The organism is Pseudomonas sp. SMN5 (assembly GCF_052041925.1).
In the GTDB taxonomy this organism is placed as follows: Bacteria; Pseudomonadota; Gammaproteobacteria; order Pseudomonadales; family Pseudomonadaceae; genus Aquipseudomonas.
On sequence record NZ_JBKGGX010000022.1, the window covers coordinates 1 to 25179 of the forward strand.

Annotated in this window: 21 protein-coding genes and 1 pseudogene; 8 read left to right on the plus strand and 14 right to left on the minus strand. The window is 62.4% G+C overall.

Going from position 1 to position 25179, the window contains the following annotated elements:
- Positions 1-1255: pseudogene (locus ACLEJR_RS20375) on the minus strand (type IV secretion protein Rhs); the annotation flags it as partial.
- Positions 1256-2185: 930 nt separating this feature from the next.
- On the opposite strand from ACLEJR_RS20375, the gene ACLEJR_RS20380 reads away from it, so the two are divergent.
- From ACLEJR_RS20380 to ACLEJR_RS20405, 6 genes are all read left to right on the plus strand, one after another.
- Entirely contained in the window at positions 2186-2809 is a 624-nt protein-coding gene (locus ACLEJR_RS20380; protein WP_440816047.1) for a CDP-alcohol phosphatidyltransferase family protein, read from the plus strand.
- An 11-nt stretch (positions 2810-2820) separates the two neighbouring features.
- Positions 2821-4578, plus strand: coding sequence for a bifunctional alpha/beta hydrolase/class I SAM-dependent methyltransferase (locus ACLEJR_RS20385; protein WP_440816050.1), 1758 nt, complete (start codon positions 2821-2823; stop codon positions 4576-4578).
- Positions 4578-5903 (plus strand): phosphatase PAP2/dual specificity phosphatase family protein, encoded by a 1326-nt coding sequence (locus ACLEJR_RS20390; RefSeq protein ID WP_440816051.1) that lies wholly within the window; start codon positions 4578-4580, stop codon positions 5901-5903. Before ACLEJR_RS20385 ends, ACLEJR_RS20390 begins: the two co-directional genes overlap by 1 nt.
- Positions 5893-6348 (plus strand): hypothetical protein, encoded by a 456-nt coding sequence (locus tag ACLEJR_RS20395; protein ID WP_440816053.1) that lies wholly within the window; start codon positions 5893-5895, stop codon positions 6346-6348. The genes ACLEJR_RS20390 and ACLEJR_RS20395 overlap by 11 nt, the downstream gene beginning before the upstream one ends.
- Positions 6349-6548: 200 nt before the next feature.
- Complete coding sequence (locus tag ACLEJR_RS20400) at positions 6549-7169, plus strand: lysophospholipid acyltransferase family protein (RefSeq protein ID WP_245141492.1); 621 nt, start codon at positions 6549-6551, stop codon at positions 7167-7169.
- 1 nt (position 7170) lies between these two features.
- Positions 7171-8103, plus strand: a complete 933-nt coding sequence (locus tag ACLEJR_RS20405) for a phosphatidate cytidylyltransferase (protein ID WP_440797945.1) — start codon at positions 7171-7173, stop codon at positions 8101-8103.
- 74 nt (positions 8104-8177) lie between these two features.
- Here the strand turns inward: ACLEJR_RS20405 and ACLEJR_RS20410 are convergent, their stop codons facing one another.
- The 8 genes from ACLEJR_RS20410 to ACLEJR_RS20445 form a co-directional block, all read right to left on the minus strand.
- A complete protein-coding gene (locus ACLEJR_RS20410; RefSeq protein ID WP_440797943.1) occupies positions 8178-9044 on the minus strand; it encodes an MBL fold metallo-hydrolase in 867 nt (288 codons plus the stop codon).
- 288 nt (positions 9045-9332) lie between these two features.
- Positions 9333-10490, minus strand: coding sequence for a glutathionylspermidine synthase family protein (locus ACLEJR_RS20415; RefSeq protein ID WP_440797941.1), 1158 nt, complete (start codon positions 10488-10490; stop codon positions 9333-9335).
- A 12-nt stretch (positions 10491-10502) separates the two neighbouring features.
- A complete protein-coding gene (locus ACLEJR_RS20420; protein ID WP_440816055.1) occupies positions 10503-11216 on the minus strand; it encodes a DUF1190 domain-containing protein in 714 nt (237 codons plus the stop codon).
- Positions 11217-11234: 18 nt separating this feature from the next.
- Positions 11235-11663, minus strand: a complete 429-nt coding sequence (locus tag ACLEJR_RS20425) for a DUF350 domain-containing protein (protein ID WP_440797937.1) — start codon at positions 11661-11663, stop codon at positions 11235-11237.
- 15 nt (positions 11664-11678) lie between these two features.
- A complete protein-coding gene (locus tag ACLEJR_RS20430) occupies positions 11679-12347 on the minus strand; it encodes a DUF2491 family protein (RefSeq protein WP_440816056.1) in 669 nt (222 codons plus the stop codon).
- A complete protein-coding gene (locus ACLEJR_RS20435) occupies positions 12334-13368 on the minus strand; it encodes an ion channel (RefSeq protein WP_440816058.1) in 1035 nt (344 codons plus the stop codon). Before ACLEJR_RS20435 ends, ACLEJR_RS20430 begins: the two co-directional genes overlap by 14 nt.
- A gap of 271 nt (positions 13369-13639) precedes the next feature.
- A complete protein-coding gene (locus ACLEJR_RS20440; protein WP_440816061.1) occupies positions 13640-14338 on the minus strand; it encodes a PspA/IM30 family protein in 699 nt (232 codons plus the stop codon).
- 23 nt (positions 14339-14361) lie between these two features.
- Positions 14362-14943, minus strand: a complete 582-nt coding sequence (locus tag ACLEJR_RS20445; RefSeq protein WP_440797929.1) for a YjfI family protein — start codon at positions 14941-14943, stop codon at positions 14362-14364.
- 283 nt (positions 14944-15226) lie between these two features.
- On the opposite strand from ACLEJR_RS20445, the gene ACLEJR_RS20450 reads away from it, so the two are divergent.
- Complete coding sequence (locus ACLEJR_RS20450; protein WP_440816063.1) at positions 15227-15466, plus strand: type II toxin-antitoxin system RelB/DinJ family antitoxin; 240 nt, start codon at positions 15227-15229, stop codon at positions 15464-15466.
- Positions 15456-15749: a type II toxin-antitoxin system RelE family toxin gene (locus ACLEJR_RS20455; protein WP_440797926.1), complete on the plus strand. Its 294-nt coding sequence runs from the start codon at positions 15456-15458 to the stop codon at positions 15747-15749. Before ACLEJR_RS20450 ends, ACLEJR_RS20455 begins: the two co-directional genes overlap by 11 nt.
- 30 nt (positions 15750-15779) lie before the next feature.
- Here ACLEJR_RS20455 and ACLEJR_RS20460 read toward each other — a convergent pair whose 3' ends face one another.
- From ACLEJR_RS20460 to ACLEJR_RS20480, 5 genes are read right to left on the minus strand one after another with little or no spacing between them, the layout of a single operon-like run.
- Positions 15780-16634 carry a YfaP family protein gene (locus ACLEJR_RS20460; protein WP_440816065.1) on the minus strand — a complete coding sequence of 285 codons (855 nt, stop codon included), beginning with the start codon at positions 16632-16634 and terminating at the stop codon, positions 15780-15782.
- A 3-nt stretch (positions 16635-16637) separates the two neighbouring features.
- Positions 16638-18257: a DUF2300 domain-containing protein gene (locus ACLEJR_RS20465; RefSeq protein ID WP_440816068.1), complete on the minus strand. Its 1620-nt coding sequence runs from the start codon at positions 18255-18257 to the stop codon at positions 16638-16640.
- Between the two features lies 1 nt (position 18258).
- Entirely contained in the window at positions 18259-22827 is a 4569-nt protein-coding gene (locus ACLEJR_RS20470) for an alpha-2-macroglobulin family protein (RefSeq protein WP_440816145.1), read from the minus strand.
- Positions 22824-23474 (minus strand): DUF1175 domain-containing protein, encoded by a 651-nt coding sequence (locus tag ACLEJR_RS20475; protein ID WP_440797920.1) that lies wholly within the window; start codon positions 23472-23474, stop codon positions 22824-22826. Before ACLEJR_RS20475 ends, ACLEJR_RS20470 begins: the two co-directional genes overlap by 4 nt.
- Positions 23459-25168 carry a DUF2138 domain-containing protein gene (locus ACLEJR_RS20480; RefSeq protein WP_440816070.1) on the minus strand — a complete coding sequence of 570 codons (1710 nt, stop codon included), beginning with the start codon at positions 25166-25168 and terminating at the stop codon, positions 23459-23461. Before ACLEJR_RS20480 ends, ACLEJR_RS20475 begins: the two co-directional genes overlap by 16 nt.
- Positions 25169-25179: the final 11 nt, after the last annotated feature.

Here is a 25179-nt window from a genome sequence, read left to right on the forward strand (position 1 = left end):
ATTTGCTGAGTTGGGTGGAGCCCCGGGATTTTTCCCGCGCCACAGCAGCGGGGTTGCTGACAGACAAGGCCGGCGCGTGCTCAGGGGTGATGTTCAAAGGTCCGACAGGTGTCGGCTTCAACGGCGCGCGTTGAGCGCTGACTACCAGCGGTTTCAGCACATCGGCATGTTGATCGAGCCGGTTGGTGGTGAGCTCTCCCAACCTCCGGCTCGACGCCTGCAACCATTGCCGAGCCCGTCCCGACCGGACTCTATCCAGCACCCTGCCACTCATGCGCACGCCCAGGCCGAGGGCGCCGGTCAAACGCGTCAGCAGGAAACTGATCAGCACCGAGGCGCGCATTTCGCCAACGACTTCAGCCAGGTATTGCGGCGGCAACATCCGCAGCCAACTGGCGAAGGCTGCCATGTGAACGAAGAGCAACGGCTCGTCGCTCAACACCATCAAGCCTTTGGCAATTGCCTCGGAGGAGGCTTTGAGCAGCTGTTCAAGTTCAGCCTGGGTCAGGTAGTCCAGCAGTTTTTCGCTGTTGGCCTGTAGATCCGCCAGCAGCTCGAAGACCTGCTTAACGTCGTCCCACAACCCATGCAGGGCCTGTTCAAAACCGCGCCAATCGGCTTGCTGCAACATCCCGTAGCGTTCGCGAAAACCGGCGTCGGAAAATTCGCTCCACAGTGGTTGAAATTCGCTTTCCCACTCTGCCTTCAGCCAGCTCTCCAGTTCGGCGATCACGCCTTGGTAGGACGCATAAAGCGCCTTGACGTGATCCGCCGTGACCTGAGGGAAAAAAGTGATGCGATAGCGGTGTCCGCGCCAGCATTCGGGGATTTCCAGAATGCCGCTGGGGCCGATCACGTGGTGGACCGGCTCGCCGAACGTCTCCTTTCCCGGCGCGCCGCCAGTCACCGGTTCCAGCATCACCGGCGTGTCGCCGATCGGCACGAAACGCGCCGCCTGGAACATATGCACCAGCGTCAGCGGACCGTCTGCCGGACAAGCTGTCACCGTGGCGCTGACGGGTTCATTCAGGTTTTTAGGCGCCGCCAGCGAGACTTCATTGCCGACTTTGAATACTTGTTCAACACCCAGCGCCCAGCCGGTCCAGAGGCTTTCAGCCAGGGCGTCGTAGCCGTTCAGGCAATTGCGAAAATCCGCCAGCACCGCCTCGACATCCGGCTGCTCGGGGTCCATGGCCGCCACCACCAGCAAGCCGATGGGGTTGTTCATAGCCAGGAGTTTGTCGCGGACGAACATGCAGGAATCTCGCATAACTGGACGGACGCGAGACTTTGCCGAGGTTGGTTGAGGAATTAAGTCAGGGAAAGAAGCGGTGGGTGTAGGGCGATTCGGTAAATCGCGGTACGGCTGGAAGGGATTGGGTGGCTGTCAGGCCGTCTCGCGAGCAGGCTCGCTCCCACAGTTGGATTGGGGTATACCGCGAGAGATAGGTCGGCTGTCAGGCCGTCTTCGCGGGCAAGCCCGCTCCCACAGGATTCAGGTACAGCCGGAAAAGTCAGGTTGGCCGTCAGGCCGCCTCGCTTTGCTTTGCTTTGGCTTTTGATCTTGAGCGCCCCATCAACCACAAGGGCCGAACGCAGGCATTGCGTAGTGGGCAACCCGGCATGGATGCCGGGTTAGCCGCGCAGGGCCATGGATGGCCCATCGCGGCGGCCCACGGAGCAATGCCGGAGTGAGGGAACACCGAGCCTTGGCGAGGTGCCCAGTGGTGGGGCGAGGCGCTTTTGGTTACTTTTGGCGCCTTATCAAAAGTGACCCGCCGTAAGGGCGGAACCCTAAGTGGCCATTATCGCAGCAATGGATATGTACTCGATCAACAGAACCGAGACCGACAATCAGGCCGCCATCGCGAGCAAGCTCGCTCCCACAATTGGATCGCAGTACAGCCGGTAGAAATCGTTCGGCTATGAGACCGCCCCCACAGTTGGATTGGGGTACGGCTGCAAGAGACTGGTCGGCTATAAGACCGCCTCGCGAGCAAGCTTTGCTCCCACAGAAGGCAGGCCACCGAAGACAGGTCAAAGAAGGCTCGCCGCAGGAATTTTCCGTCAGCAAATGCCTATTCTCACGCATTCCCACGAAATTCCCCCCAGCGATCCCCCAACCTGTCGTAATCTCGCAACTGCACACCGTTCATCCGAAAAACCGGCCTGAGATTCCGTTCAAATGCCCTCGATCTACCAACTCAAACCCGCCTTCCAGAACCTGCTGCGACCCGCGGTCCAGCGGCTTTACGACAACGGCACCACCGCCAACCAGATCACGTTGCTGGCCGGTGCGGTTTCGGTGCTGGTCGGTGCGGTGGTTGCCGGGTTTGCCCAGCACCCATGGATCTTCGTGCTGGTGCCGATCTGGATGTTCCTGCGCATGGCTCTGAACGCCGTGGATGGCATGCTCGCCCGGGAGTTCGGCCAGCAATCGCATCTGGGCGCGTACCTGAATGAGCTCTGCGATATCATCGCCGACGCTGCCTTGATCCTGCCGTTTGCCCTGATTCCCGACGCCAGTCTGTTGCTGGTGTCGTTGGTCACGCTGTTGGCGTTGTTCAGCGAATACGCCGGTGTGTTGGGGCCGATGGTCGGGGCTTCGCGGCGTTATGACGGGCCGATGGGCAAGAGTGACCGGGCCTTTGTGTTTGGCGTGTTGGCGACCGGTATTGCCCTGGGCTGGCTCGGGGCGCTGTGGGTCGACGGTGTAATGGCGGTGGTGGCCGCCCTGCTGGTTTATACCTTGGTCAACCGGGTGCGTCAGGGCCTGGGCCAGGTGAAGGAAAACGCTCCCTCAGCATAAAGGAACTTGCAATGCGCGAAGCTCAAAACCGGACATTCACCACCCATGATGGCGTGGAGTTGTTCTACCGGCACTGGCCCGCCGTGGCCGAAACCCCAGGCGAACCGCGCCAGGCGGTGCTGTTGTTTCACCGTGGTCACGAACACTCCGGGCGCATCGCGCACCTGGTGGATGAGCTGGATTTGCCCGGCTTCGAATTTTTTGCCTGGGACGCACGCGGTCACGGCCAGTCCCCTGGCGAGCGGGGCGACAGCCCGAGTTTCGCCACCAGTGCGCGGGATGTGCAAACCTTCTGCGATCACATCGGCGCGGCTCTCCAGATCGACGAACAGAACATCGCCGTGGTCGCGCAAAGCGTCGGCGCGGTGATCGCCTCGACCTGGGTCCACGACTACGCACCGCGCATTCGCGCCCTGGTGCTGGCGTCGCCGGCGTTCAAGGTCAAGCTCTACGTGCCGTTCGCCCGGCCGGGGCTGGCGTTGATGCGCAAGTTTCGCGGCAACTTTTTCGTCAACAGTTACGTCAAGGCGAAATTCCTCAGCCATGATCCGGAGCGCGTGGCGTCCTACGACAGCGATCCGCTGATCACCAAGGCGATTTCAGTGAACGTACTGCTGGGCCTGTACGAAGCCGCCGACCGCGTGGTCGCCGACGCCCAGGCGATCCAGGTGCCGACCCAGCTGTTGATCTCAGGCTCGGACTTTGTGGTGCATCGCAAACCCCAGGAGCAGTTCTTCGACCGGCTGGGCAGCCTGCGCAAAGAAAAACACATCCTGCCGGGGTTCTTCCACGACACCCTGGGCGAGAAGAACCGTGCACCGGCCATCGCCAGTGCCCGACGCTTCATCCTGCAGAACTTCGAGCGTCCGCTGGAGCGCCCTTCCCTGCTGGACGCCGACCGCATCGGTGCGACCTGCGCCGAAGCCGAGTGCCTGGCGACGCCGCTGCCGCACAACTCGTTGCGCGACCTGTACTGGCGTATGACCCGCGCCAGCATGCGTTTCGGCAGCGGCTTGTCGGCCGGCGTCAAGCTGGGCTTCGACACCGGGTTCGACTCCGGCAGCACTCTGGATTACGTCTACCGCAACCGCCCCACCGGCACCTCGGCGGTGGGCCGGATGATCGACAAGAATTACCTGAACTCCATCGGCTGGCGCGGCATTCGCCAGCGCAAATTGCACGTCGAAGAGCTGCTGCGCCTGGCGATGGGCAAGCTGCGCGAAGAGAACCGCGAAGTGCGCATCGTCGACATCGCCGCCGGCCATGGCCGCTATATTCTCGAAGCGCTGCAAGGGGTGAGCCCGTTGCCGGAATCGATCCTGTTGCGGGATTACAGCGACATCAACGTGCGGGACGGCAGTGCGCTGATCGTTGAAAAAGGCTTGGGCGAGATCGCGCGTTTCGTCAAGGGCGATGCTTTCGACCGCGAGGATCTGGCGGCCCTGGAGCCGAAGCCGACCCTTGCGGTGGTATCCGGTTTGTATGAGCTGTTTGCCGACAACCAGTTGGTCGGCGGCTCGCTCGCCGGCCTGGCGGAAGCGGTGGAGCCCGGCGGTTTCCTGGTCTACACCGGCCAGCCATGGCACCCGCAACTGGAACTGATCGCCCGCGCCCTGACCAGCCACCGCGCAGGCCAGGCCTGGGTGATGCGTCGGCGCAGCCAGGCGGAAATGGATCAGTTGGTCGAGGCCGCCGGTTTCCGCAAGATCACCTTGCGGGTCGATGAGTGGGGCATCTTCAGCGTTTCGCTGGCTCAGCGCGTGCAGTAATGAGTGCCGTCATCGCACCGACCCGCGATCCCGCCCTGCTGAAACCGGCGGTGCTGTGGCTGCTGTTGCTGGCGCCGCTGTTCTTCAGCACCTATGGCTTCGCCACCTGGGTCACGTCCCAGCGTGACGATGTCGGCACGCTGGTGTTCGGCTGGGAAAGCCACATGCCGTTCATGGCCTGGACCATCGTGCCCTATTGGTCGATCGATCTGCTGTACGGCCTGTCCCTGCTGTTGCCCACCAGTCGCGACGAACTCAAGCGCCACGCCCTGCGTTTGCTCACGGCCCAGGTGATTGCGGTCAGTTGCTTCTTGCTCTGGCCGCTGCGTTTTACCTTTCCTCGCCCGGAAATGGACGGGGTGTTCGGATGGCTGTTCGAGGTGCTGGCGGGGTTCGACAAACCGTTCAATCAGGCGCCGTCACTGCACATCGCCTTGCTGGTGATTCTCTGGGTCTGCTATCAGCGGCATCTGCAAGGTGTCTGGCGCTGGCTGATGCACGGCTGGTTCGCGCTGATTGGCGTGTCGGTGCTGACGACTTATCAGCATCACTTCATTGACTTGCCCACCGGTGCGTTGGCCGGTTGGTTGTGTGTCTGGCTGTGGCCGCTGGACCGGCCCAGCCCGCTGCAAAGTGCCCGCCTCACGTCAGATCCGAAACGCCTGCAACTGGCCCTGCGTTATGCCCTGGGCGCAGCGGCGCTGTTCATCCCGGCGTTTGCTTTCGGCGGCGCGTGGCTGTGGTTGATCTGGCCGGCGGTAGCCGTGCTGTGGGTGGCGCTGAATTACCTGATGTTCGATGCTGGCGGCTTCCAGAAGCGCGCCGATGGCCGATTGAGCCCGGCCGTGCGCTGGATGCTGGCGCCGTATCTGGCAGCAGCCTGGGTGAATTCTCGGTTGTGGACGCGTGAACATCCGCAGCCGGATCACGTACTGGATAACGTCTGGCTGGGGCGTATTCCTACCTCGTCGGAATTGAAGGATGGCACCTTTGCCGGTGTGCTCGATCTGTGCGCCGAGCTGTCCATGGACAGCACCGGGATCGCCTATCGCGCGCTGCCGGTGCTCGACCTCACCGCGCCCACCACCGAGCAATGCCTGGAAGCCGCGCAAGCGATTGAAAGCCTGCGCCAGCATGGGCCGGTGCTGGTCTGCTGCGCGTTGGGCTATTCGCGCAGCGCCACCGCGCTGGCCGCGTGGTTGCTGCACAGTGGTCGGGCGGCGAGTGTGGACGAGGCCATTGGGCAGATCCAACGCGCTCGTCCGCGAGTCGTGTTGCATCAGGCGCACCGTCAGGCACTGGAGCCGTTAGCCCATGAGCAGTGACATGCAGTTGCACGCCGTGGCGAGTCTGTTGCGCCGGGGCCATTCGCTGGATCAGTTCTCCACCGGCCTGACCCTGTTGGCGGCGCTGCTGGGGTTGGGTCAGTGGTTGTTGGGCCGGATGGATCCCTGGTTGTTGTTGTTCAGCGCCGTATTGTTCACCCTGGGCGTACTGCAAAAATACTGGGCGCTGCGCGTGGCGTTCGATGCCGATCTGTTCCAACGCGTGGCCGACGGCACCCAACCATTGGCCGAGCGCACCGAGGCCCTGGACCGCGCCCTCAACGCCCTTGGCTTGCAACCGGCCGAGCGTGGCGGGCGGCTCTGGACCGAACGCAGCCATGGCGCGTTGCGGCTGTTGCGTCGGCAATCGCTGCTGCTGGCCGCGCAAGTTATCTTCACGCTGGGCTTTATCTTGAGCAGCCCCTGGCTAGCCTTCCAGACATAGTTTTTTGCTCAAGCACACCTGATAACAAAACTGTTTTTGTGGCGAGGGAGCTTGCTCCCGCTGGAGGGCAAAGCCCTCCCAAAATGCCTGGGGCCAGCCAGATTCATGGGGTCACTTCGTAGCCCAACGGGAGCAAGCTCCCTCGCCACGGTCCACTTGAAAACTGCGTCGCTGTTTAATTCTCGGGATAAGGAATCCTCATGTTCGAACCCGTGGTCGCCAACCTCATCACCTCCGCCGCCCGCATGGTCACGGGCGCCCGCAGCCTGTGGCTCGGTTGTGCGCCGCAGCCGGTGCAGCGGATCTACTTCGCCAACCACAGCAGCCATGGCGATTTCGTGCTGCTCTGGGCCTCGCTGCCGCCGGCGTTGCGCAAGCTGACCCGCCCGGTGGCCGGGGCCGACTATTGGCAGAAGAGTCCGTTGCGCCGCTACATCATCACCCGGGTGTTCAACGGCGTGCTGGTGGACCGCGAGCGCAAGGATCCTTCCTATAACCCTTTGCAACCGATGCTTGAAGCGTTGGAAAACGGCGACTCGCTGATCATTTTCCCCGAGGGCACGCGCAACCCCGACGAGGGCTTGTTGCCGTTCAAGAGCGGGATCTATCACTTGATGAAAAGCCATCCCGAGGTCGAGGTGATCCCGGTGTGGATCGCCAACCTCAACCGGGTCATGCCCAAGGGCCGAGTGTTGCCCTTGCCGCTGTTGTGCACCACCAGTTTCGGCAAGCCTTTGTGCATCGAAGAGGGTGAAAGCAAAGAGCAATTTCTCGAACGCAGCCGCGCCGCGCTGCTGGCACTGGCCCCGGAGCACGTCTGACATGGATCGATATACCCTGATGTTGTTCGGCGGCATCGGCGCCATTCTGGTGCTGGCTTCGCTGATCGGTTTCATTCTCAAGCAAAAAACCAAGGGCACACCGAATTCGGTGATCGATAACCTCAACGCGCGGATCAACGCCTGGTGGGTCATGGTGCTGGTGATCGGCATCGCGTTCTGGCTCGGCAATGCAGCGGTGATCCTGCTGTTCTACGCCGTGTCGTTCTATGCCCTGCGGGAATTCATGACCCTGACGCCGACCCGGCGCAGTGATTATCCGGCGCTGGTGGCCGCGTTCTACCTGGCGCTGCCGCTGCAATACCTGCTGATCTACTCCGACTGGTACGGGCTGTTTTCGATCTTCATTCCGGTGTACGTGTTCCTGCTGCTGCCGATCCTGGCGTCCCTGGGCGGCGACAGCACACACTTTCTGGAGCGCGCCTCGAAGGTTCAGTGGGGCTTGATGATCGCGGTGTTCTGCATCTCTTTCGTGCCGGCGCTGCTGACGCTGGACATCGCCGGATTCGAGGGCCGCAACCTGCTGCTGATCGCCTATCTGGTGATCGTCGTGCAACTGTCGGATGTGTTGCAGTACGTGTGCGGCAAGTTGTTCGGCAAACACAAGATTGCGCCGAACCTGTCACCGTCAAAAACCACCGAGGGCTTCGTCGGCGGAATCCTGCTGGCCTCGCTGATCGGCGGCGCGTTGTGGTGGATCACCCCGTTCAACCCGTGGCAGTCGTTTCTCATTGCTTTGCTGATCAACCTGCTGGGCTTTGCCGGCGGCATCGTCATGTCGGCGATCAAGCGCGACCGTGGCGTCAAGGACTGGGGGCACATGATCGAAGGCCACGGCGGTATGCTCGATCGGTTGGACTCGGTGTGCTTCGCCGCGCCGATCTTCTTTCATCTGGTTCGGTATTGGTGGACCTGAAGATAGCCGTAAGTAACTGACACCCAACAAAGCTCTTGTGGCGAGGGAGCTTGCTCCCTCGCCACGGGATTGAGCTACACCTGCCGGATACTCGAATCCGTCCGCACGGTATTCGCCCGGGCCATCGCCCGCTCCCATTCCCGGGCGTCGTGGCTGCAAAAGATTTCCAGCTTCTGCTCATGGCTGTGCGCCAACTCCCGCAGGCGGTTCTGGTTACGCATCCGGGCCGGGCGGTCGGTGTCCATCATCCATTGATAGAAACGCATGCCCGGCGGGCAATGGCGTTCGGGCTGGTGGATTTCGTCGTGGAAGAAATACGCATCGCCGGCATGCAGCATCCAGCCGTCCGATGTACGCAGGGCGATCCCGGCGTGGCCGGCGGTGTGACCGTGCAGCGGCACCAGGAAGATGTCCTCCTCTTCCGCGCCGATCAGCGCCCGCACCGAGTCGAAGCCGAACCAGGTATCACCCTCGGGCGCATAGAACTCCCAGCTGTCCACACCCTGCCATTGCCGGGCCTGGAACCGTCTACGGGCGATCCAGCTCTCGGCACTACGTGCCACCGCCATCTCGTCGCGCATGACATGCACCCGCGCCTGAGGAAAATCCTGGAGCCCGCCGGCATGATCGAAATCCAAGTGGGTCAGAAGGATATGCCGCACATCGTGGGCATCGAAACCCAGGCGCCGGACCTGTTCCAAGGCCGTGAGGCGATGCTCGAACTGGATGTTGTTGAACACCCGGAAAAAGCGACTCAAGCGTTGCGGCGTCTGGATATCCCGCTGGCCGAAGCCGGTGTCCACCAGGATCAGGCCGTTGCTGTCGGTTTCGATCAGCAGGCAGTGACACACCAGGCACGCCGTCAGCCCCCGGCTATAGCCATCGAACAACGCCCCGCCCACCGGGCACATGCAACCGCAGTTCAAATGGTGGACGCGCATGAATGGCCTCCTTTTCGCAGGTATGGCGTGTGTTTCGTTTTTGAGTCGGGTCTCTTGAAATCGACTGGGCGGGGAGCGAGGGAATTCCGCAGAAGCGACAAACGGTGAAACACCCCGTGGCGAGGGAGCTTGCTCCCGCTGGGGTGCGTAGCAGCCCCTCTCCAAGTTGATGCGCATTGCCTGACACACCGCAGTGGATGGTTTTGGGGCTGCTGCGCAGCCCAGCGGGAGCAAGCTCCCTCGCCACAAAAGCGCTCTCGCCACACAGGTTTCGGTGCAGCGATCCACTCAATCCAGAATCAAATGCGGCAGGAACCGGCTCGAATCCTTGGTGATCAGGCTGTTGTCTTCTCGCACGCCGATGCCGGCCGCCTGGTCGCCGATGACCCAGGAACCGATCAGTGTGTAGCTGTCGTCAAACCTGGGCAGCGGTGCGAATTCCTGGAGGATGTACGGCGCGTCGGTGTAAGGCCCGTCTTCCTTGACGATCAAGCCCTCAGCGGTCTGAAGCTCGATGTTGGCGCCTTCCCTGGAGAAGAACGGCTTGCGCACCCAGCCCTTGGGCACCGCTTTGCCGGGGTCGGTGTCCAGGTGCGCGGCGAGCAGGTTCGGGTGGCCTTTGTTGAATTCCCACAACAGCGGCAGGATGCCCTTGTTGGAGATGATCGACTTCCACGCCGGCTCGAAGAACTGCGTATCGCTCTGCGCAATCGCTGCGCCGAAGGGTTCGTGGAAGATGAACTCCCAGGCGTGCAGCTTGAACAGGTGGGGAATCCAGCGTTCTTCCAGGTCGACGAAGCGCCCTTCACTGTTCAGGCCGATATCCTCGATGTCGATGTGCCGCGATTCGATGCCGACGGTTTCCGCGATCAGGCGCAAGTAGTCGGTGGTGCCCTTGTCTTCGACCGAGTCTTTCATCGAGGCGAAGTAGAACGGCTGCTTGATCTGCAACTGGGCAAAGGCCTGGTGCAGCTTGGTGTCGATGCTGTTGAACTGGTCGGCATGCGCCGGCAACAGGCCGCGCTCGATGCATTGTTCCAGCCAGCCCCACTGGAACGCCGCGGCCTCGTACAGGCTGGTCGGGGTGTCGTAGTTAAGCTCCAAGAGCTTGGCCGGGCCGGTGCCGTTGTAGGAGAAGTCCATGCGCCCGTACAGATGCGGGTGGCCTTCGAGCCAGGAGGTGCGCACCAGGTCGAAGAACGGCGCGGGAATGCTCAGGCGCTCCAGCAGCTCTTCGTTCTGTACCACCCGGGCCACCAGGTCCATGCACATGTCATGGATCTCGGTGGTGGGGTCTTCCAGATCGTCTTCGATCTGCTTGAGCGTGAACTGGTAGTACGCGCTCTCGTCCCAATAGGGTTCGCCGTCGATGGTGTGGAACAGAAAGCCGAGGCTCTCGGCGGTCTGCTTCCAGTCCGGGCGTTCGGCGCAATGGATCTTCTTCATCGCCCTCGTTCCTCAGCCGCCGAAGCTGCTGCTGGAACCACCCCAACCGCTGCGGGCGCTGGCCTTGCTGCCGAAGCCACCGCGAGAGGTGGACGAGGCGACGGAGATCGACTTGTTGGCGGAGCGAACCGTGTCGGTGTAGCTGCCATAGCGCGCCTGGTTCGACTTGTTGAAGGTCGAGCCCTTCGCCACTAGCTGGGCCAGCGTCGAAGACCCGAAGCCGCCGCGATCATCGCGGTAACGGTAGACCGGCTCGGAGTAATAGCTGTTGCGGTTGTTGCTCAGCATGTTGCCGATCAGCAATCCGGTCAGCAGGCTGCTGCCGGAGAAACCCGAACCGCCGGTGTTTGCTTCCGAAGCCGGCAACTGGGCCGCGGCAGCGTCCACCTGGGACTGGGTGACTTCGCCATTGGCGGTCAGTTCGAAACCACCCAGTTTAGGGATGAACTTGCCGGTGGAGTCCTGCTGGCACCAATCGGCGACGAAGTCGGCATCGCAATCGGCCTGGTTGTCGTACACCGGCGCGATACGACGATGCTCGGCCATGGCGTTCATGAACGCATCGGAGCAGACATCCACCGGCAGCTTTTCGTCGACGCATTGCTGCACGGACTGGAAGTTGTATTTCTTCTGCAACGGGTAGGTTTTTTCCGTCGGCCCGCAGCCGGATATCGCCATGGCGACCGACGCGGCCAGCGAGAGCTGAACGTACTTGCTTCGTTTCATCGGGGTCTCCTGGCGCGATCAGTTCGGGGACGGCGTCATGCACGCGGCGTTCAACATGCCAACGCTGATGGCCACGGCCGCAATGTAAATGCCCGCGGCGATCTCACCTTTCTTGATGCGCTCCGAAGCGCCCTTGAGCACCAGGCTGGTCATCAGGAAGGCCAGCAACTGGACAAACGCGGCGATCACCGCCCAGACCACGAAATCGAGGATGCTGACCGAGTAGGCAATCACGTTGCTGGCCGGGATGGCGAAACCGATGATCGCACCGCCCAGGGCGATGGCGGCGGCCACGTTGCCTGAACGGATCAGCTCGAATTCCTTGTGCGGCGTGATGCGGGTGTAGATGAACTGGAACAGCGCGAACAGCACGGCCGCGCCGAGGATGTACAGAACGAAGCCGAGCACGGCGGGCTTGTTCAGGGAAACGGAGAGCGCTTCAAGCATGGATTTTATCCTTGTTCAAAAAGTGTTCAGGTCAGTGGTGTACAGCGAAATGCCCAGCGAAGTACTCAAGCTGACGGTGCCTTCCGCGTCCTCCTCAACGGAGAACAGCAGGAATTCCCGGCGATCCGTCAGGCCGGTGTCGCGGGCGTACAACATCGAACGGTGTTCGACGCTGTAGGATTCCTCGGGATTGGTCACCCGCTCGCTCAACGCCACCAGTTCCGTCTGGCCCGGCTCGGTGCCCCATTCCCGCTGGTATTCGACGCCGTCGTGGGTGTAGGTCGGCAGGCCGATCAGGCTTTCAGGGCCGGCCAGGCGGCGCAATTCGGCTTCGCTGTTGATCGTGACGTAGCTGAGGTAATTGAACAGGATCACCGACTCGACCTGCCCGGCGATCTCACCGCTGGTGTGCACCTGCAGCCAGTAGTCCTCGTCGTCCATGTAGCAGCGCGACAGCCAGTTCGACTGCCCGAGGTCAACGACGCCCAGGGCCCAGATCTGCTGGGGGCCGGGGATGACCACCGCGCTGTTGCCGTCGAGCAGCAATTTCAGCGTGGCGTCGAACGTGACCTGCTTGCCGGACGCCAGGCCCAGCGGCCCGACGATTGGCGAACTGTCGCGGATGCTCGGGTTCTTGTCCGCGTTCGGGGCCTCAAGCCCCATCAACTGTTTAAACCATCCCATTGGAGATGTCCTTGAGACGCGTGGAGGCGATGTAGAAGAGTTCGCCACCCTCGACGCGAGTCGCGCCGGGCGGGTTGATCGACGGCTGTCGGGCGCCTCGGGCGCGATAGCCGATAAGCGTAGCGTTGTCTTGCGCTTTCATCCGGGTGTAGAGGTCACCGAACGTCGCTTCAAATGTGTCGGGCAGTTTCATCAGGTACTGGGTGGCACCTTCGCCGACGCAGAGCAGTTCGTTGATGACCACTGAGGAGCCCGGGTCCTGGGAGGCTCGCACCAGCATTTCGATGGCCATGCTGGAGGTGCATTCCAGGCTTGGCGCGTAGGCGCTGGCAAGGGCGGCGATTTCGCTGTCGTTGAAGTGGGCGACCACGTGGCCGACCGGGCCCAGTTGATTGACCGCCAGCACGGTGGCCAGGGTCAGGTCATCGGAATGGGTACGCACCAGGACCCGTTCGGCACCCGGCACACCGGCACGTTGCAGAAGCGCGACGGACGACAGGCTCTCGCCCTTGATGAACGTGGTCTTGCCGGGCATGGGATTTTCTTCGAGATCGCAGTCGCAGATGACGATCAGGTTGTCATTGGACGTTTCGTCCTGCAGCAGCAATTCGATGACCCGCTCGCTGGACGCTCCTTCCCAACCGATGAGCACGGTGTGGCCGCTCTTGCCGGTGAAATCGCCTTTGCCCTTCATGCCTTTTCTCCATACATCGATGACGCTGCTGGTGGTTTTGCCGATGGCCGCCGTCAGCAGCGCAATGCCCCCGAGCATGACCCAGGTCGCCACGAAAATCCGTCCCGCCGCAGTCTGTGGCGCGAGATCGCCGTAACCGACCGTGAGGGTGGTGGTGAGATAGAAGTAAGTAAACGTGGCGGCAGCGATGAGGTGCTGCTCGCCCAGGAGCAACAGGCCGATCCAGGCCGTGGACAGGTGCACGCCCAGCGCAATCACCAGCCCCGCCCAGCCGAACCGATGGAAAAAGGACGCTGCGTAGGTGCGCAACAAAAGAAAGATCGACATTGCGTCCCTGACTCCGTGGGGCTTGGTTCCTGGTGGGTCACGACTGATGTCTGGATGACATCGGATGCGGTGACCGGGCAGCATTAAACCTGTTGCGCGGCGCAGATAAAAGTAGCTGCACAACAATTAATCCGACGAACGCCGCGCAACATTGTGGCGAGGGAGCCTGCTCCCGCTGGACTGCGCAGCAGGCCCATCATTTTTTGGGACCGCTTCGCGACCCTGCGGGAGCAAGCTCCCTCGCCACGGGTACTGCGAACGCTTGAATGGATTACTCCGCCGATTTTTTCTTCAGCCGCTCCAGGATCGCATTGGCGCTGCCTTCGTTCGGCGTGATGCCAGCCTCGCGCAGTTTGCGTTCCAGGTCGTTACCGGTGGAAGCGTCGGCCAGTTCGTCCTGGGCTTGCAGTTCGGCGGCGCGTTGCTGCTGCTTGGCTTGCAGGCGGTTGAGGGTGCCGACGGCGGTTTCCAGCTTGCCGTTGGCGCCGCCGCTGGCGATGGAGGCGCTGACCTGGGCTTTCTGTACGCTTTCACGGGCCTTGGCCATGTCCACTTGCTGGCGCAGGCTCTTGATACGGCTTTCGGCCTTGGTGATGTCCTTGCGCATGTTCTCGGCGTAGGTGCCGAACTCAGCGGCTTGCTTCTGCTCGGCGTCCAACTCGCCGGTCAGGGTGGAAATGGCTTCAGCCACTTCCAGCGCCAGGTCTTCGCGGTTGGCCTGGATCGCGGCCAGGGCCTTGGATTCCAGGTCCTTGATCTTGGCGTTGTATTCGCCGACGCGATCGGTGGACAGCTTGTGCTTGGCCATGATGGTCACCAGCTCACGCTTGGCGTTCGCCAGGGCGCTGTCGGCGTCGCGGATTTCCTGGTCGAGGATGCGCAGGGCCTGTTGGTCGACAATCGATTCGCCGACTTCGTTGGCACCGCCACGCAGCGCGGTGAACAATTTGCTCCAGATGGACTGTGTCATTGGATAGGTTCCTGTTCGGCGAATTAGATGAAGAAGCGTTCGAAGGCTTCGCTGGCGCGCTGGACGTTGTCGACGAGGGTTTTGACCTCGGTCACCACGTTGGTCAGGCTGGAGTCGGAGCTCAACGCGCCGAACATGTTGTAGACCACCTGCCCGTTGGGCATGGACTCGATGCCGATCGAGGACAGCGGGAACATTTCCCGGCTGCGCAGGACCGCGTCATTGAAAGCGGCGACATCGTTGATCGATTCGACATCCACCAGCACGGTGTCGACGATGATCTGGTCGCCCACCACGGCGATGTAAATCGGCAAGCCGCCGAAATCGTTCATTTCCAGCTTGATGCTGGATTCGGAGCCTTGGACGAGGGAAAGGGTGATGTCATTGGCAACCACTTCGTCCAGCGCCTGCAGCGCGCTGTAGAGGCGATCGATGTTCCAGTTGTTACCTGCGCTCATGTAATCCTCCGACATGAATGAGCCAGCCAGAATCGGTTGGCGTAGCTGTTTCTCCATCTGCTTGAGCAGGCTTCGATTTTCGGGAAGCACCCAAGCCTCGTGTTTCACATACCCGGCGGCACTCAGGCCCGCACGCATCTGCTTCATGTAGAAGCTCGACGGTTTCTTTGCGGCAGGTTTGGAGCGCTCTCCCTTAAGGCTCGTTGAATCGGTGACAGACTCGTCAGGCGAGTCTGTCGCAGAGCTGGATTGCATGCTGCTGACCCCACTGTGAAAAACTCACGCGTGAGAGACACTACGCCTAACCTGCAAAGCTCACAATACTCACGCGTGAGATTTTTTCGGCTCGTCTGAAAACAGCAAAATCAGTTTGCAGGGCGAGAAGCGCAGCTGCTAACGTAACGCCAAACGTCATTACAGGTATCAACCCATGGCCTCCATCAACATCCGCATTGACGATGACCTCAAGCAGCGGTCCTTTGCCGAACTGGAAAAGCTCGGTGTCACACCTTCCGAGCTGCTGCGTCAGACTCTCCAGTACGTGGCAGAACGAGGCAAGTTACCGTTCAAGGCCGCATTGGTCAGCGAGGAAGACGAAGCGCTCATCGCAGTGGTTACGGAACGTCTCGCCAACCCTCAACGAGTGACGGTCAGCCTGGATGACCTATAGCCTTGAATTTGATCGACGCGCATTGAAGGAGTGGAACAAGCTAGGCGAAACACTGCGACAGCAGTTCAAAAAGAAGCTCATCGAAATTCTTGAAAACCCTCGCATCGAAGCCAACCGACTCCGACAACTTCCTGACTGCTACAAATTGAAACTACGCAGCGCCGGGTATCGCCTTATTTATCAGGTGATTGATCACGAAGTCGTTGTGTTCGTAGTTGCAATTGGAAAACGCGAACGTGAAGCGGCCTATCAAGATGCGCAGGAGCGCATCTCGTCCATCTGAATTGTCCAACAACCGTTGGACAATTGGCCTTCACGGATAGCTGAAACTCTTGACCAACGTCAGCTCCCCCACCGCCCGCATCGGCACGAGGAAGGTTTCCATCTTCTCGTTCGGGGTACCTTCTTCGGTGATGATGGTGACTTGCGCGGTGGTCAGGGCCTGTTCGGGTTCCTGGCGGCTACCGCTTTCTTCGCCCTCTTCACCTTCGTCGCCGCCCTCATCATCGACGTTGCGGTAACCGCCGCCGAAGTAGTTCACATACACCAGGTACTGGCCCTTGATCGGCGCCGGCATGGAGGCGATTTCCGGGCCGTAGCCGGTGGTGACGTCAATGTCGAGGGCGGCGCCGTTGGGGGCGACGCGGTCGCCGTACCAGACGTGGGCGCCATCCGGGGTGACGAGGTGCAGGTCGATGTCGGTGCCGTCGCTGTCCCAGGTCAGCAGCACCCGCAACTTGGCCGGCGTGGCGCCGCCGCTGGTGTTGAGAAACTGCGTGCGGTGGCGATGCTGTCCATCGGGGCTGCGCACTTCGACACTGTTACTGCCGTTGGGAAATGAATACGGCCGGTCAAAACGCCCTTCGGCATCGAGCTTCAGCGGCATGCTCATGCCATTGACGATCAGCTTGCCCGGCTCGCGAGTGTCCTTGGGCGTCGCCTTGATCTGGCCGCGGATGCGGGCGGTGTCGGCCTGGCCCAGGGGCGTATTGACCGACGAGGCCGGGTAGTTGACGGTCTGGCTGTAGTTCTCACCCTCACCGCCCGGCGCACCGCTGCGCCAGCCGCCGATGGGGGTATCGAGCTTGATGCTGTCGGCGGCGTAGGCCTGTGGCAAGGCGGTCAGGGCGCAGAGCAACAGCAAGACCTGGGGATAACGGAGTGTCATGGTCTATTCCAGCAAGAGGTGACGGGCGAGCCCTTCGATATATTCTTCGTCCTGGCCGTTGGGATGCGCTTCAAAGGCCAAGTGCAGGTATTCATGTGTCAGGTCGAGGCGGTCTTGCAGCGACAGCACGCCGCGCACGTAGATGCGCTGACGCTCGCGGTCGACATAGGGCCGGCCGAAGGCGACGCGGCAGACGGCGAAAGCGCTGATTTCGTTGTAGCCGACTTCGCTTTCCAGCCGCGAACGCCAGCCACGCCGCTGCTTCAGCAGCCAGTCCTGGGCCGCAGGCAGCGCTTCGCAGGACGCCACCGGGTTGTCCCAACGGCTGAGGCTGGCGCGGGGATAGGCGTGCAGCAGGATGGCGTCGTAGCGCTGACCGGCGTTGGCCTGTTCCACCGCTTGCAGCCAGGACAGCTTGTCAGGGCCGGCCTGGTCAGAGTGGTAGGTAACGTCGGTGCCGGCCAGCACCAGATCGCTGGTCCAGGCCGCAATGGCGCGGGTTTCAGGCGCTGCCGGGCGAGGCGCGACGCGTTGGCGATGGCTGCTGTCGTCGATGCTCAGGCAGTCGCCATTGCGTTGGGCGTTTTGCAACAGGTATGTGCGAATCGCCACGGCCAACGCCTTGGCGGCCTCGACCGGCTCAGCCTTGGCTTCGCGTTGCAGGACCCGGGCGACATACTCTTCCCGATCCAGTCGCGCCACCAGCTTGCCAGACGTCAGGAACAGCTCGCCATCGCTGTGGATATCCAGGCGATTGCCGTTGGTGAACTCGACCCGGTAGTCGCCGCGCAGTTGACCCGGTGTGGCCGCACGCTCGCCCGCCATCACCCGCTGCAACGGATAGCGGGCGAACAGGCCGACCTCAACACAGCGCCCGGTTTCCGCCGGCCAGCGCGCCGGCAATGCCGCTGCCAAGCCCTCTGCGTAGACCTTCAGGACCTGCTGGCTAGTGCCCCGCCCACCGGCCCATACCGGAGTGCCATCAGCCAGCCAGCCGGCAAAACCACCCTGGCGCGACGCCGGGCCCTGGTCACCCAGCCAACTCCAGGTCTTGGCCCGCAGGCGGCTGCCCAACTCGCCGACCAGTCGCCCGTCCGCCGCGTTGAGCACCACGTCCAGCAGCACACGACGGGCCTGATCCTGGGCCGGCAAGGTTGTCAGCGCCTTGAGCAGTTCCGCGACCGGCACTTGGGTCTGGGGCTGTAGCGACGGCAAATCCATCAGCCACGTCGGCGCCTGACGGGCCCGCCAGTAATCGCGCCAGCCATTGGCCGAAAGCCCCAGGCGCTGCGGCTCGAAGTACAAGCCGCAGGACTTCACCAGCGCCTGATCGCGACCAATGCTTTGCCCGGCGTTGCAGCAATAGACCTCTTCTTTCGACTCGCCGCGACATTCATAAGCCGGCTCGCGGGCGTTGGTGTCCACCAGCCAGGCGTAGACAAACAGCTTCCACAGGCTGCCCAACGGCGCCTGCAAGGAGTCGGGCAGCGGCTGGCGATCCAACACCTGGGTCTGGCTCACTCGCAGCAACTGCCCGTCGAACGCCAGGCGCAACGGGTCGTCCTGCGCTGTCGCCAGCGCAGGGATCAAGCACAGCAGCCACCCAACCCACCGCATGCGCATGTCAGTTGACCGTCACCTGACCGAGCGCCGGTTTTTGTTCCCGCGCCTGATTCTGCGGCGCGTAGACCTGGGTGAAGCGCACCGGTGGCAGGTTGAACTGGCCTTTCTGGGAGAAACGCACCAGATGGCGCAAGCGCAGTTCGCCGCTCAGGGCATCCACCGGCACTGCATAAGCCATCTGCCCCGGCTCGAAGCGGGCTTTTTCCAGGGCGCTCGGCTCGCTGTCAGCCTTGCCGATCAACTGGATGCCCCAGGTGGTGCGTTCCACATCGGCGCCCGGTGGCAGCGGCACTTCGAGCATGCCGTAGCGCAGCGGCGTCGGCGCCTTGCTGTTGATGATCACCTCATCCAGGTACAGGGCATCGCTGGACAACGGCTTGTTGCCCACCGGTTCGAGCTTGAAGGTGAAGGCCTCGTCGCCCGGCACCAGACGCGACAGGCGCCGGGTGATCGATACCGCCATCGACGCCAGCGGTGGTTGCTGGCTCTGGAAGCTCAGAGCCGCTTGCAACGGACGTTCCTGGGCGCCGGTCAGGGTCAGCATTGTAGGGAGCTGCGCGCCCTGCCATTGCCAGTAGGTTTCACCAGTCGCGCCTTGCTTGGCTTTCCAACCTTCGCCCGGTGCCAGGGTGACCGCCGGCGCGGCTTGTTCGATGCTGCGTTGCAACCAGCTCAGGGCCAGGGCGCGTTCCAGGGTGGACTGCTGCGGCAAGACACGCTCCAGCAATGCCTTGGCACGGGCCTGATCGAAGGCCTGCAACGACAGCAGCAAGGCTTCGGCGAATGAATCGGAACTGACCGCCAGTTGCTGTTGCGCAGCCTCCACTTGACGGCTGAACGCGTCCGGCATTGGCACTTTCGCTTGCTTGGCCAGGGATGCCGTCAACACGCGAGCACTCGCCAGGCCAAGGGCCGAATCCGGTGCATTCATGATCAGGCTGTCTTCGCCGCCGTCCATGACGCTCTCGGTGGCGCCTGAACCGGCCTTCGACAGATCCTCCATCAGGCCGCTGAGCAAGGTGTTCACCGGCAGTTGCATCTGCTTGGCGAACGACAGGATCAGCGCACGTTGCAGCAGAGGTGTATCACCGGCCTGCTTGGCATAGGTTTCCAGCACCCGCTGCCAGTGCTCCGGCGGCAGGCTGACGTCCAGGGCCTTGCTGGTGTACCAGTCGGCGTAATAGGCGTAGGCGGTGAGGAACGCATCCGGCTCGCCATCCTGGCCCCACCAGGTGAAGGCCGCCGACGGACCGGCCATCTGCACCAGACGCAAGCGGCTGTTCTGCATGATCAGGCGCAAGCGGTCGCGAACCTGTGGGTTCGACGCCAGCGACGGATAAGCAATGCTCAACGGCAGCAGTTGGCTGGCGGTCTGCTCGACACCCCCGTAGGGGTAGCCGAGCAGGTCATCCAGGGCCGAACGGAACAGCGCTTGCGGGCTGTCGTCCAGGCGCAGACGGATATCGCTGGCGTCGGTCGGCAAGGACAACGGTGTATCCCCGCTCGCTACGTCGAGGCGCTGGCTCTGGGTGACTTGCCAACCGTTGCCGCTGGCGTCCAGGCGCACGGCCAGGGTGTCCTGGGTCTCGCCGTTGACTTGCAACTGCACGCTCAAGTCACCGCTGCTCAGCGCCAGGGCCGGCAACGCCACGTAGTTGATGCCATTCTTCAGCTGCGCCGCAACCCGTTGTTCGGTGCCGGCGTAACGGATCAGCAGCTCAGTCGCCACTGGTTTCTCGGACTGGCTGAACGCGAACAGGCCCAGTTGCGGCTTGTCGCCACTGCGGAAACGGGTCGGGCCGCTCCACTTCAGGTACAGCGGTTTTTCGGAACGGATGAATTGCTTCTTCTGCCCGACCTGCCCGTCGTCGGAGATGGCCCGGGCAGTGATGCGCCAGCGGGTCAGGGAGTCCGGCATCTTGAAGGTGAAGCGCGCCTTGCCGCTGGCGTCGGTCACCAGCTCCGGCTGCCAGGCGGCGGTGTCGACGTCTTCACGCCGTGGCCGCTCCAGCACCTTCACGCCGCGTTCGCTGCGGTTGGCCTTGCCCGGCGCGCCAGGGCTGCCCGGCAGGGCCACGTCGTAGCTGATGAACGACAGGCTGGCGCTGGTGCGCACGTTGTTGCGACGCGGATGGTAGAAGAACTGGTCGATGGTCGGCGCCACTTCCGGCTGCAACGCATAGATCATTTCATCGACGACGCTGACGGTCAGGTGCGCCGGGATCGCCTTGCCGGCGAACTGGGTGCTCAGGTCCACGGTGACCGTGTCGCCCGGACGGTAGGTGGCCTTGTCGGTGACCACGGCGACATCGACCTGCGGCGTCACCACCTTGATGCCGGCGTTCTGGAAGCTGTATTGGCCGCCCTTGGTGTACAACACCGAGAACGTCATATTCGGCGCAAAAGCGTCCTTCACCGAAATGCGCGCGCGGTATTGGGTGTCGCTGAGCTTTTCCATTTTCAGCCAGTCGCCGCCCTTGGACAGCAGCGCCGTGGCCTCGACCTTGTCCCGTTCCAGGGACAGCAGCGCATCGCTGACCGGTTCCGGGAACGTAATCAACGCCAGGGCTTCATCACCGGCCTTGTATTCGGCTTTGTCGAGGACGATCTCGACGGTGCCCGGCACAGCCTTGATGCCATCGCCTGTCACCGAGTGACCGGCAGCGCCGATGACTCGGCCGTGATCGTCCTTGAGGGTCAGGTTGTAGGTACCGGGACGCTCGAAGGCGACGCTGAAACCCTTGTCCTTGGCCGTCAGTTTGCCTTCGCCGGTGCTCTGGTCTTCCAGGCGTACCCAGGCGTAGCTGGCCGGTGTCACGGCCTTGCTTTGTTCGCTGGCGCCTTCGTTGCTGTAGCTGAACGCAACCTTCTCGCCAGTGGCACTGAAACGCTGGCGGGCGCTCAGGCGGAAATTCGCCGCGCCACGGTCAATGAGGATTTCCTTGGTGGTCTTGACCCGATACGCCGCGCCGTCGCTGGCAAACACAGTGAGCGTGTAGCGGCTCGGTTTGTCGGCAGCGGGCAGGTCAAGCGTGGCGTTGCCTTTGTCATCGGTGGTCACTTCGCTGCTGGTCAGCTCGACCGGGAATTGCCCCAGGTATTGCAGCTCGTTGTCCACCATGGACAGTTGCTGGGCGCGCAGGCTCAGGCTCACGGTGGCGTTGACCACCGGCTTGCCGTCCGGGTACAGCAGCACCAGGTTGCCTTTGACCGGCTCGCCAGTACGGTAATCCTGCTTGGCGAGATTCAAGGCGATCTCGAAGTGCGGCTTGATGTACTCGGCCACGCGGAAGGCGCTGCTATAGACCTGGTCCTTGTAGCTGAAGCGCAACTCGTAGCCGCCAGCCACGGCGTTTTCCGGCAGTTGGAAACGGCCCTGGGTGCCGGCCTTGGAATCGAGCTTCAAGGCCAGGTTCTGCAGCACGGTGCCGGTGGCATCCAGCACGCTGACATTCACATCGGCGGCGGCCGGTTGCACCGAATCACGGGCATTCTTGAATTCACGCCCGACGATCTTCATCGACACCCAATCCCCCGGTCGATACAGCGGCCGGTCAGTGAAGGCGTAGAGCTTGGTGTCGTAGATTTCGCTGTCGTAGTAGAAGTTTTCCGAAACGAATACCCCGCCCTCCTCGTCTTCGCCGATGACGAACGAACGCTCCGGACTGACGTGCTTGAGGCGCAACAGACCGTCTTCGTCGGTGGCACCGCTGCTCATCACGCCCAGCCCGTCGGTCCACAGCACATTGACCTTGGGCACCGAACGACCTTCATGCTTGCGCGCGGCCCAGACCATCAGCTCGTCGCCGGCAATCTTGCTCACGGCCACGGTGTTGGAAACGAAGACCATGGTGGTCGCCCGGTATTTGCCGATCAGCGCTTCCACCAGGTACAGGCCCGGCTTGAGCTGGCCCAGCGGCACATAGACGTTGCCCGGCGCGACGCTGACGAACTCACTGGACGAACCGGCCAGGTTGACGCCTGCCGGCGGCTGGATCGGCTTGGCCTGCCACAGTGGATAACGGAACTGGCTGACCACCGGCAGGCCCGGAATCAGGGCGAATTGCGCCGGTGCGTCGTACGGGGTCGGTGCCACCAGGGCATCACCGACTTTCAGCTCAGGCACTTCTTCGGTGACCTGCTGGCGGGACTCATAGGAGAACGCCCGCTGCATCACCCGGCGCGACTTGCGATACCAGTTGTCCCACAGATACGCGAGGGTGTTCGACAGGCCTTCGCCCTTGAACTGGCCGTCGCTGACCACGCGGTGCAGATTCTTCTGGCGCTTGAGGAAGTCCAGTGGTTTTTCGATGCGATAGATACGGATATCGGCGCCGCCATAGGGCTCCATGCGGAACCGGCGGTAGTCGCGACCGGGGGCTTCGAGGCGGACCATGGCCTGCTCATCGCTGGCAAAGCTGCTGTCGGCCAGCAGGAAGAAGCTTTCACCGGACACTGGCGTGTAGCCGCTGGGCTGCACCGTATCTTCGGCGTTGACCAGGGGTGCCAGCAACAGGACGAACAGCAGGGGTAGTTTTGAACACAAGCGCAGCATGCGGGCACCGGTCATTGGGAGAGAAAGTTGAGTCGATAGACGCCGATGAAGTTGGGGTTGGCTGCGTCGGGTATCCATCGGGTGTCCTTCCAGTTCATGAGTTGTTGCAGGCTTGCGGAGCGCATGCCGTTGTCGGTAGGGGTTGTGGTGCCGGTGTGATAGGCGATGTAGCGGCCCATCCAGATCATCAGGTGCTGGTCGTCGCCCTGGTCGAAGAACATCAGGTCGCCGGGACGCGCCTGGGCGACATCGCGGCCCACCAGGCGGCTGTTGAACTGGATCAGCTTGATCGCATTGACATAGGGCCCGACCTTACCGCCGCCCTGCTGCCATTGCTGGGCCAGGCGTCGCTGTTCGTCGGTCAGCGTTGATTCCGGCGGCAGGTAGCGGTTGGAAAGGCCATTGCTGCGCAGCCATTTTTCATCGTGGACCTTCAGCGCTTCATTGGCGGCAAAACGCACCAGCCCGGCACAATCCTGCTGATACCAGCGCGGGCTCGGGCCTCGGGTCAGTTGCTCTTCGGCAATGCGCACGAACCAGGCGCGAAAGACCTGGGACTGCTGCACGTCCAGCATCGGCGCCTCGACGGCAAACGCCCGGCCGCCCAGCAGCAATGCCAGCAGTCCCAGGTTGCGGATCAGTCCTGTCACAGCGCTTTCCATTCCAGCGGCAGCCACTGCCAGTGACCGTCCGGCTCGCTGCCTTCAGGCAAGGTCAGGGCGTACTTGCCGTAGCCGCCGAGGGTCCGCAGTTTCGGGATCAGGTAGGTTTGCGCGGCGTTGTAGAACACCGGCTCCATGTCCTGGGGCAAGCTGTCGAGAGTTTCACGCTGCATCAGTTGCGCCATGGCGTCCGGGCCGAAGTAGATCGGCATCAGCACGTCTTGGGGAACTACGTCGGCCATCGGCGGGAAACGCTTGTCGAGAGTGCCGAGGGCCTTGTCCACCAGCTTGTCGTCCAGGGAAAACAGCAGGGTCGAACCGTGGCGCGCCAGGCTGACCCGCAGGAATGCCTTGCCGGTGATGGCGTCGGGTTGCAGCGAATCCTTGGCCAGATAAGGGCCGAAGTTCGAACTCACCTGGCGCTGCCACTGGTGCATCGCGCCTTCCTGTTTTTCGACCACTGGGAATGCGTGTTCGGCGACGTTGTTCTCGTAGGCACCGACCATCGAGCCGAACAGTTTGCCCAGGTCAGCGTCGAGCTTGCCGTCGCTGTCGTTCAGGCTGGCCACCAGCAGCGGCGTATACAGGCGCGAGTCGGCATACCAGCACAGGCCCGCTGCACCGGCCGCATGCTCGACCATAGCCTGGGCGGCTTTTTCGTCGGCGCCAAGTTTGACCAGCAGCGGTTTCTGCGGCTCGGCGGCCAGGGGCAAGGCTACGCAAGCGCTGGCGCCCATGGGCATGGCTTGCCAGATCGGCTTGAAGTCGAAGTCCGGCTGGTTTTCCAGCTCGTCCATCGCCAGGAAGCTGTGCCAGCCCTTGTCATCCATGTCGAAGCGCAAGCCGGCGAAATTCGGGATGAACCGTTGGTAGCCCATGGCAAGCACATTGGCGTTGACCGAAATGCGTTGCTTGACCTCCGGCGCCTTGGGCGGCAGGCCGAAGGCCTCGGGGAACAGTTTGTCGCCGTTGAGCAGGGCGGCCAGGGCGGTGGTCGACACGCTGCCGCGCTCTTCCGACGGGCCGTTGGCCGGGTCATAGAGTTTCGTCGGGTTGGACAGCACCACCAGTTTGTCGCCATGGGAGGCGAAGACCAGGGATTTGCTGGCGTTGTAGCTGAGCTGGTACAGCGCCACGTCATCGCCACCGACCCGCAGGTCGCTGAGCTTGCTCAACTGCGTATCGTCCAGCGCGACTTTCGCCAGTGGCTCCAGCACCTTGGCCAGCCCGCCACGGTCCATCACCAGCAAAAAGTCTTTGAGACGACCATCGGCGCCGCGCCACAGCGCCACGTCGGCCGGTTGGTCAAGCAGCTCCTGGATCAGGCTGTCCTGCAACTTGAGGTCATGCTCGTAGATGATCCGGCGCAGGCTGCCCATCAGCCCGAGGCGGTCGGCGTGGGTTTCGTAATAGAAGACGAAATCCTCGGTGAGCGTGGCCTTGAGGAGCGGCACCGTCAGCAGGTCCTTGGGCAATTGGCTCAGCGAATGGGCTTCAAGCAAACCGTCGGGACGACTCAGGCCGAGTTTCTCCAGTGCCAGCTCCGAAGGTGGCGCCTTGGGTTTGTGCATGAACCAGCCCAGGCCGGCGGCGACACCGGCCACCAGGCACAGCCCGATCAGCAGCGCCGGCCAGCGGCGCGCGGGTTTAGCGACAGGTGTCGGCGTGGTCGGGGAAGCAGTGTTGTCGCTCATATTCACAAGGG

Bases quoted from the DNA above. Each gene is read 5' to 3' on its own strand.
- ACLEJR_RS20420 (WP_440816055.1), bottom strand. From the start codon at position 11,216: ATGAAACGAAGCAAGTACGTTCAGCTCTCGCTGGCCGCGTCGGTCGCC.
- ACLEJR_RS20380 (WP_440816047.1), top strand. From the start codon at position 2,186: ATGCCCTCGATCTACCAACTCAAACCCGCCTTCCAGAACCTGCTGCGA.
- ACLEJR_RS20480 (WP_440816070.1), bottom strand. From the start codon at position 25,168: ATGAGCGACAACACTGCTTCCCCGACCACGCCGACACCTGTCGCTAAA.
- ACLEJR_RS20415 (WP_440797941.1), bottom strand. From the start codon at position 10,490: ATGAAGAAGATCCATTGCGCCGAACGCCCGGACTGGAAGCAGACCGCC.
- ACLEJR_RS20410 (WP_440797943.1), bottom strand. From the start codon at position 9,044: ATGCGCGTCCACCATTTGAACTGCGGTTGCATGTGCCCGGTGGGCGGG.
- ACLEJR_RS20390 (WP_440816051.1), top strand. From the start codon at position 4,578: ATGAGTGCCGTCATCGCACCGACCCGCGATCCCGCCCTGCTGAAACCG.
- ACLEJR_RS20385 (WP_440816050.1), top strand. From the start codon at position 2,821: ATGCGCGAAGCTCAAAACCGGACATTCACCACCCATGATGGCGTGGAG.
- ACLEJR_RS20475 (WP_440797920.1), bottom strand. From the start codon at position 23,474: ATGGAAAGCGCTGTGACAGGACTGATCCGCAACCTGGGACTGCTGGCA.
- ACLEJR_RS20470 (WP_440816145.1), bottom strand. From the start codon at position 22,827: ATGACCGGTGCCCGCATGCTGCGCTTGTGTTCAAAACTACCCCTGCTG.
- ACLEJR_RS20450 (WP_440816063.1), top strand. From the start codon at position 15,227: ATGGCCTCCATCAACATCCGCATTGACGATGACCTCAAGCAGCGGTCC.
- ACLEJR_RS20405 (WP_440797945.1), top strand. From the start codon at position 7,171: ATGGATCGATATACCCTGATGTTGTTCGGCGGCATCGGCGCCATTCTG.
- ACLEJR_RS20440 (WP_440816061.1), bottom strand. From the start codon at position 14,338: ATGACACAGTCCATCTGGAGCAAATTGTTCACCGCGCTGCGTGGCGGT.
- ACLEJR_RS20425 (WP_440797937.1), bottom strand. From the start codon at position 11,663: ATGCTTGAAGCGCTCTCCGTTTCCCTGAACAAGCCCGCCGTGCTCGGC.
- ACLEJR_RS20455 (WP_440797926.1), top strand. From the start codon at position 15,456: ATGACCTATAGCCTTGAATTTGATCGACGCGCATTGAAGGAGTGGAAC.
- ACLEJR_RS20395 (WP_440816053.1), top strand. From the start codon at position 5,893: ATGAGCAGTGACATGCAGTTGCACGCCGTGGCGAGTCTGTTGCGCCGG.
- ACLEJR_RS20445 (WP_440797929.1), bottom strand. From the start codon at position 14,943: ATGAAGCAGATGCGTGCGGGCCTGAGTGCCGCCGGGTATGTGAAACAC.
- ACLEJR_RS20400 (WP_245141492.1), top strand. From the start codon at position 6,549: ATGTTCGAACCCGTGGTCGCCAACCTCATCACCTCCGCCGCCCGCATG.
- ACLEJR_RS20460 (WP_440816065.1), bottom strand. From the start codon at position 16,634: ATGACACTCCGTTATCCCCAGGTCTTGCTGTTGCTCTGCGCCCTGACC.
- ACLEJR_RS20465 (WP_440816068.1), bottom strand. From the start codon at position 18,257: ATGCGCATGCGGTGGGTTGGGTGGCTGCTGTGCTTGATCCCTGCGCTG.
- ACLEJR_RS20430 (WP_440816056.1), bottom strand. From the start codon at position 12,347: ATGGGATGGTTTAAACAGTTGATGGGGCTTGAGGCCCCGAACGCGGAC.
- ACLEJR_RS20435 (WP_440816058.1), bottom strand. From the start codon at position 13,368: ATGTCGATCTTTCTTTTGTTGCGCACCTACGCAGCGTCCTTTTTCCAT.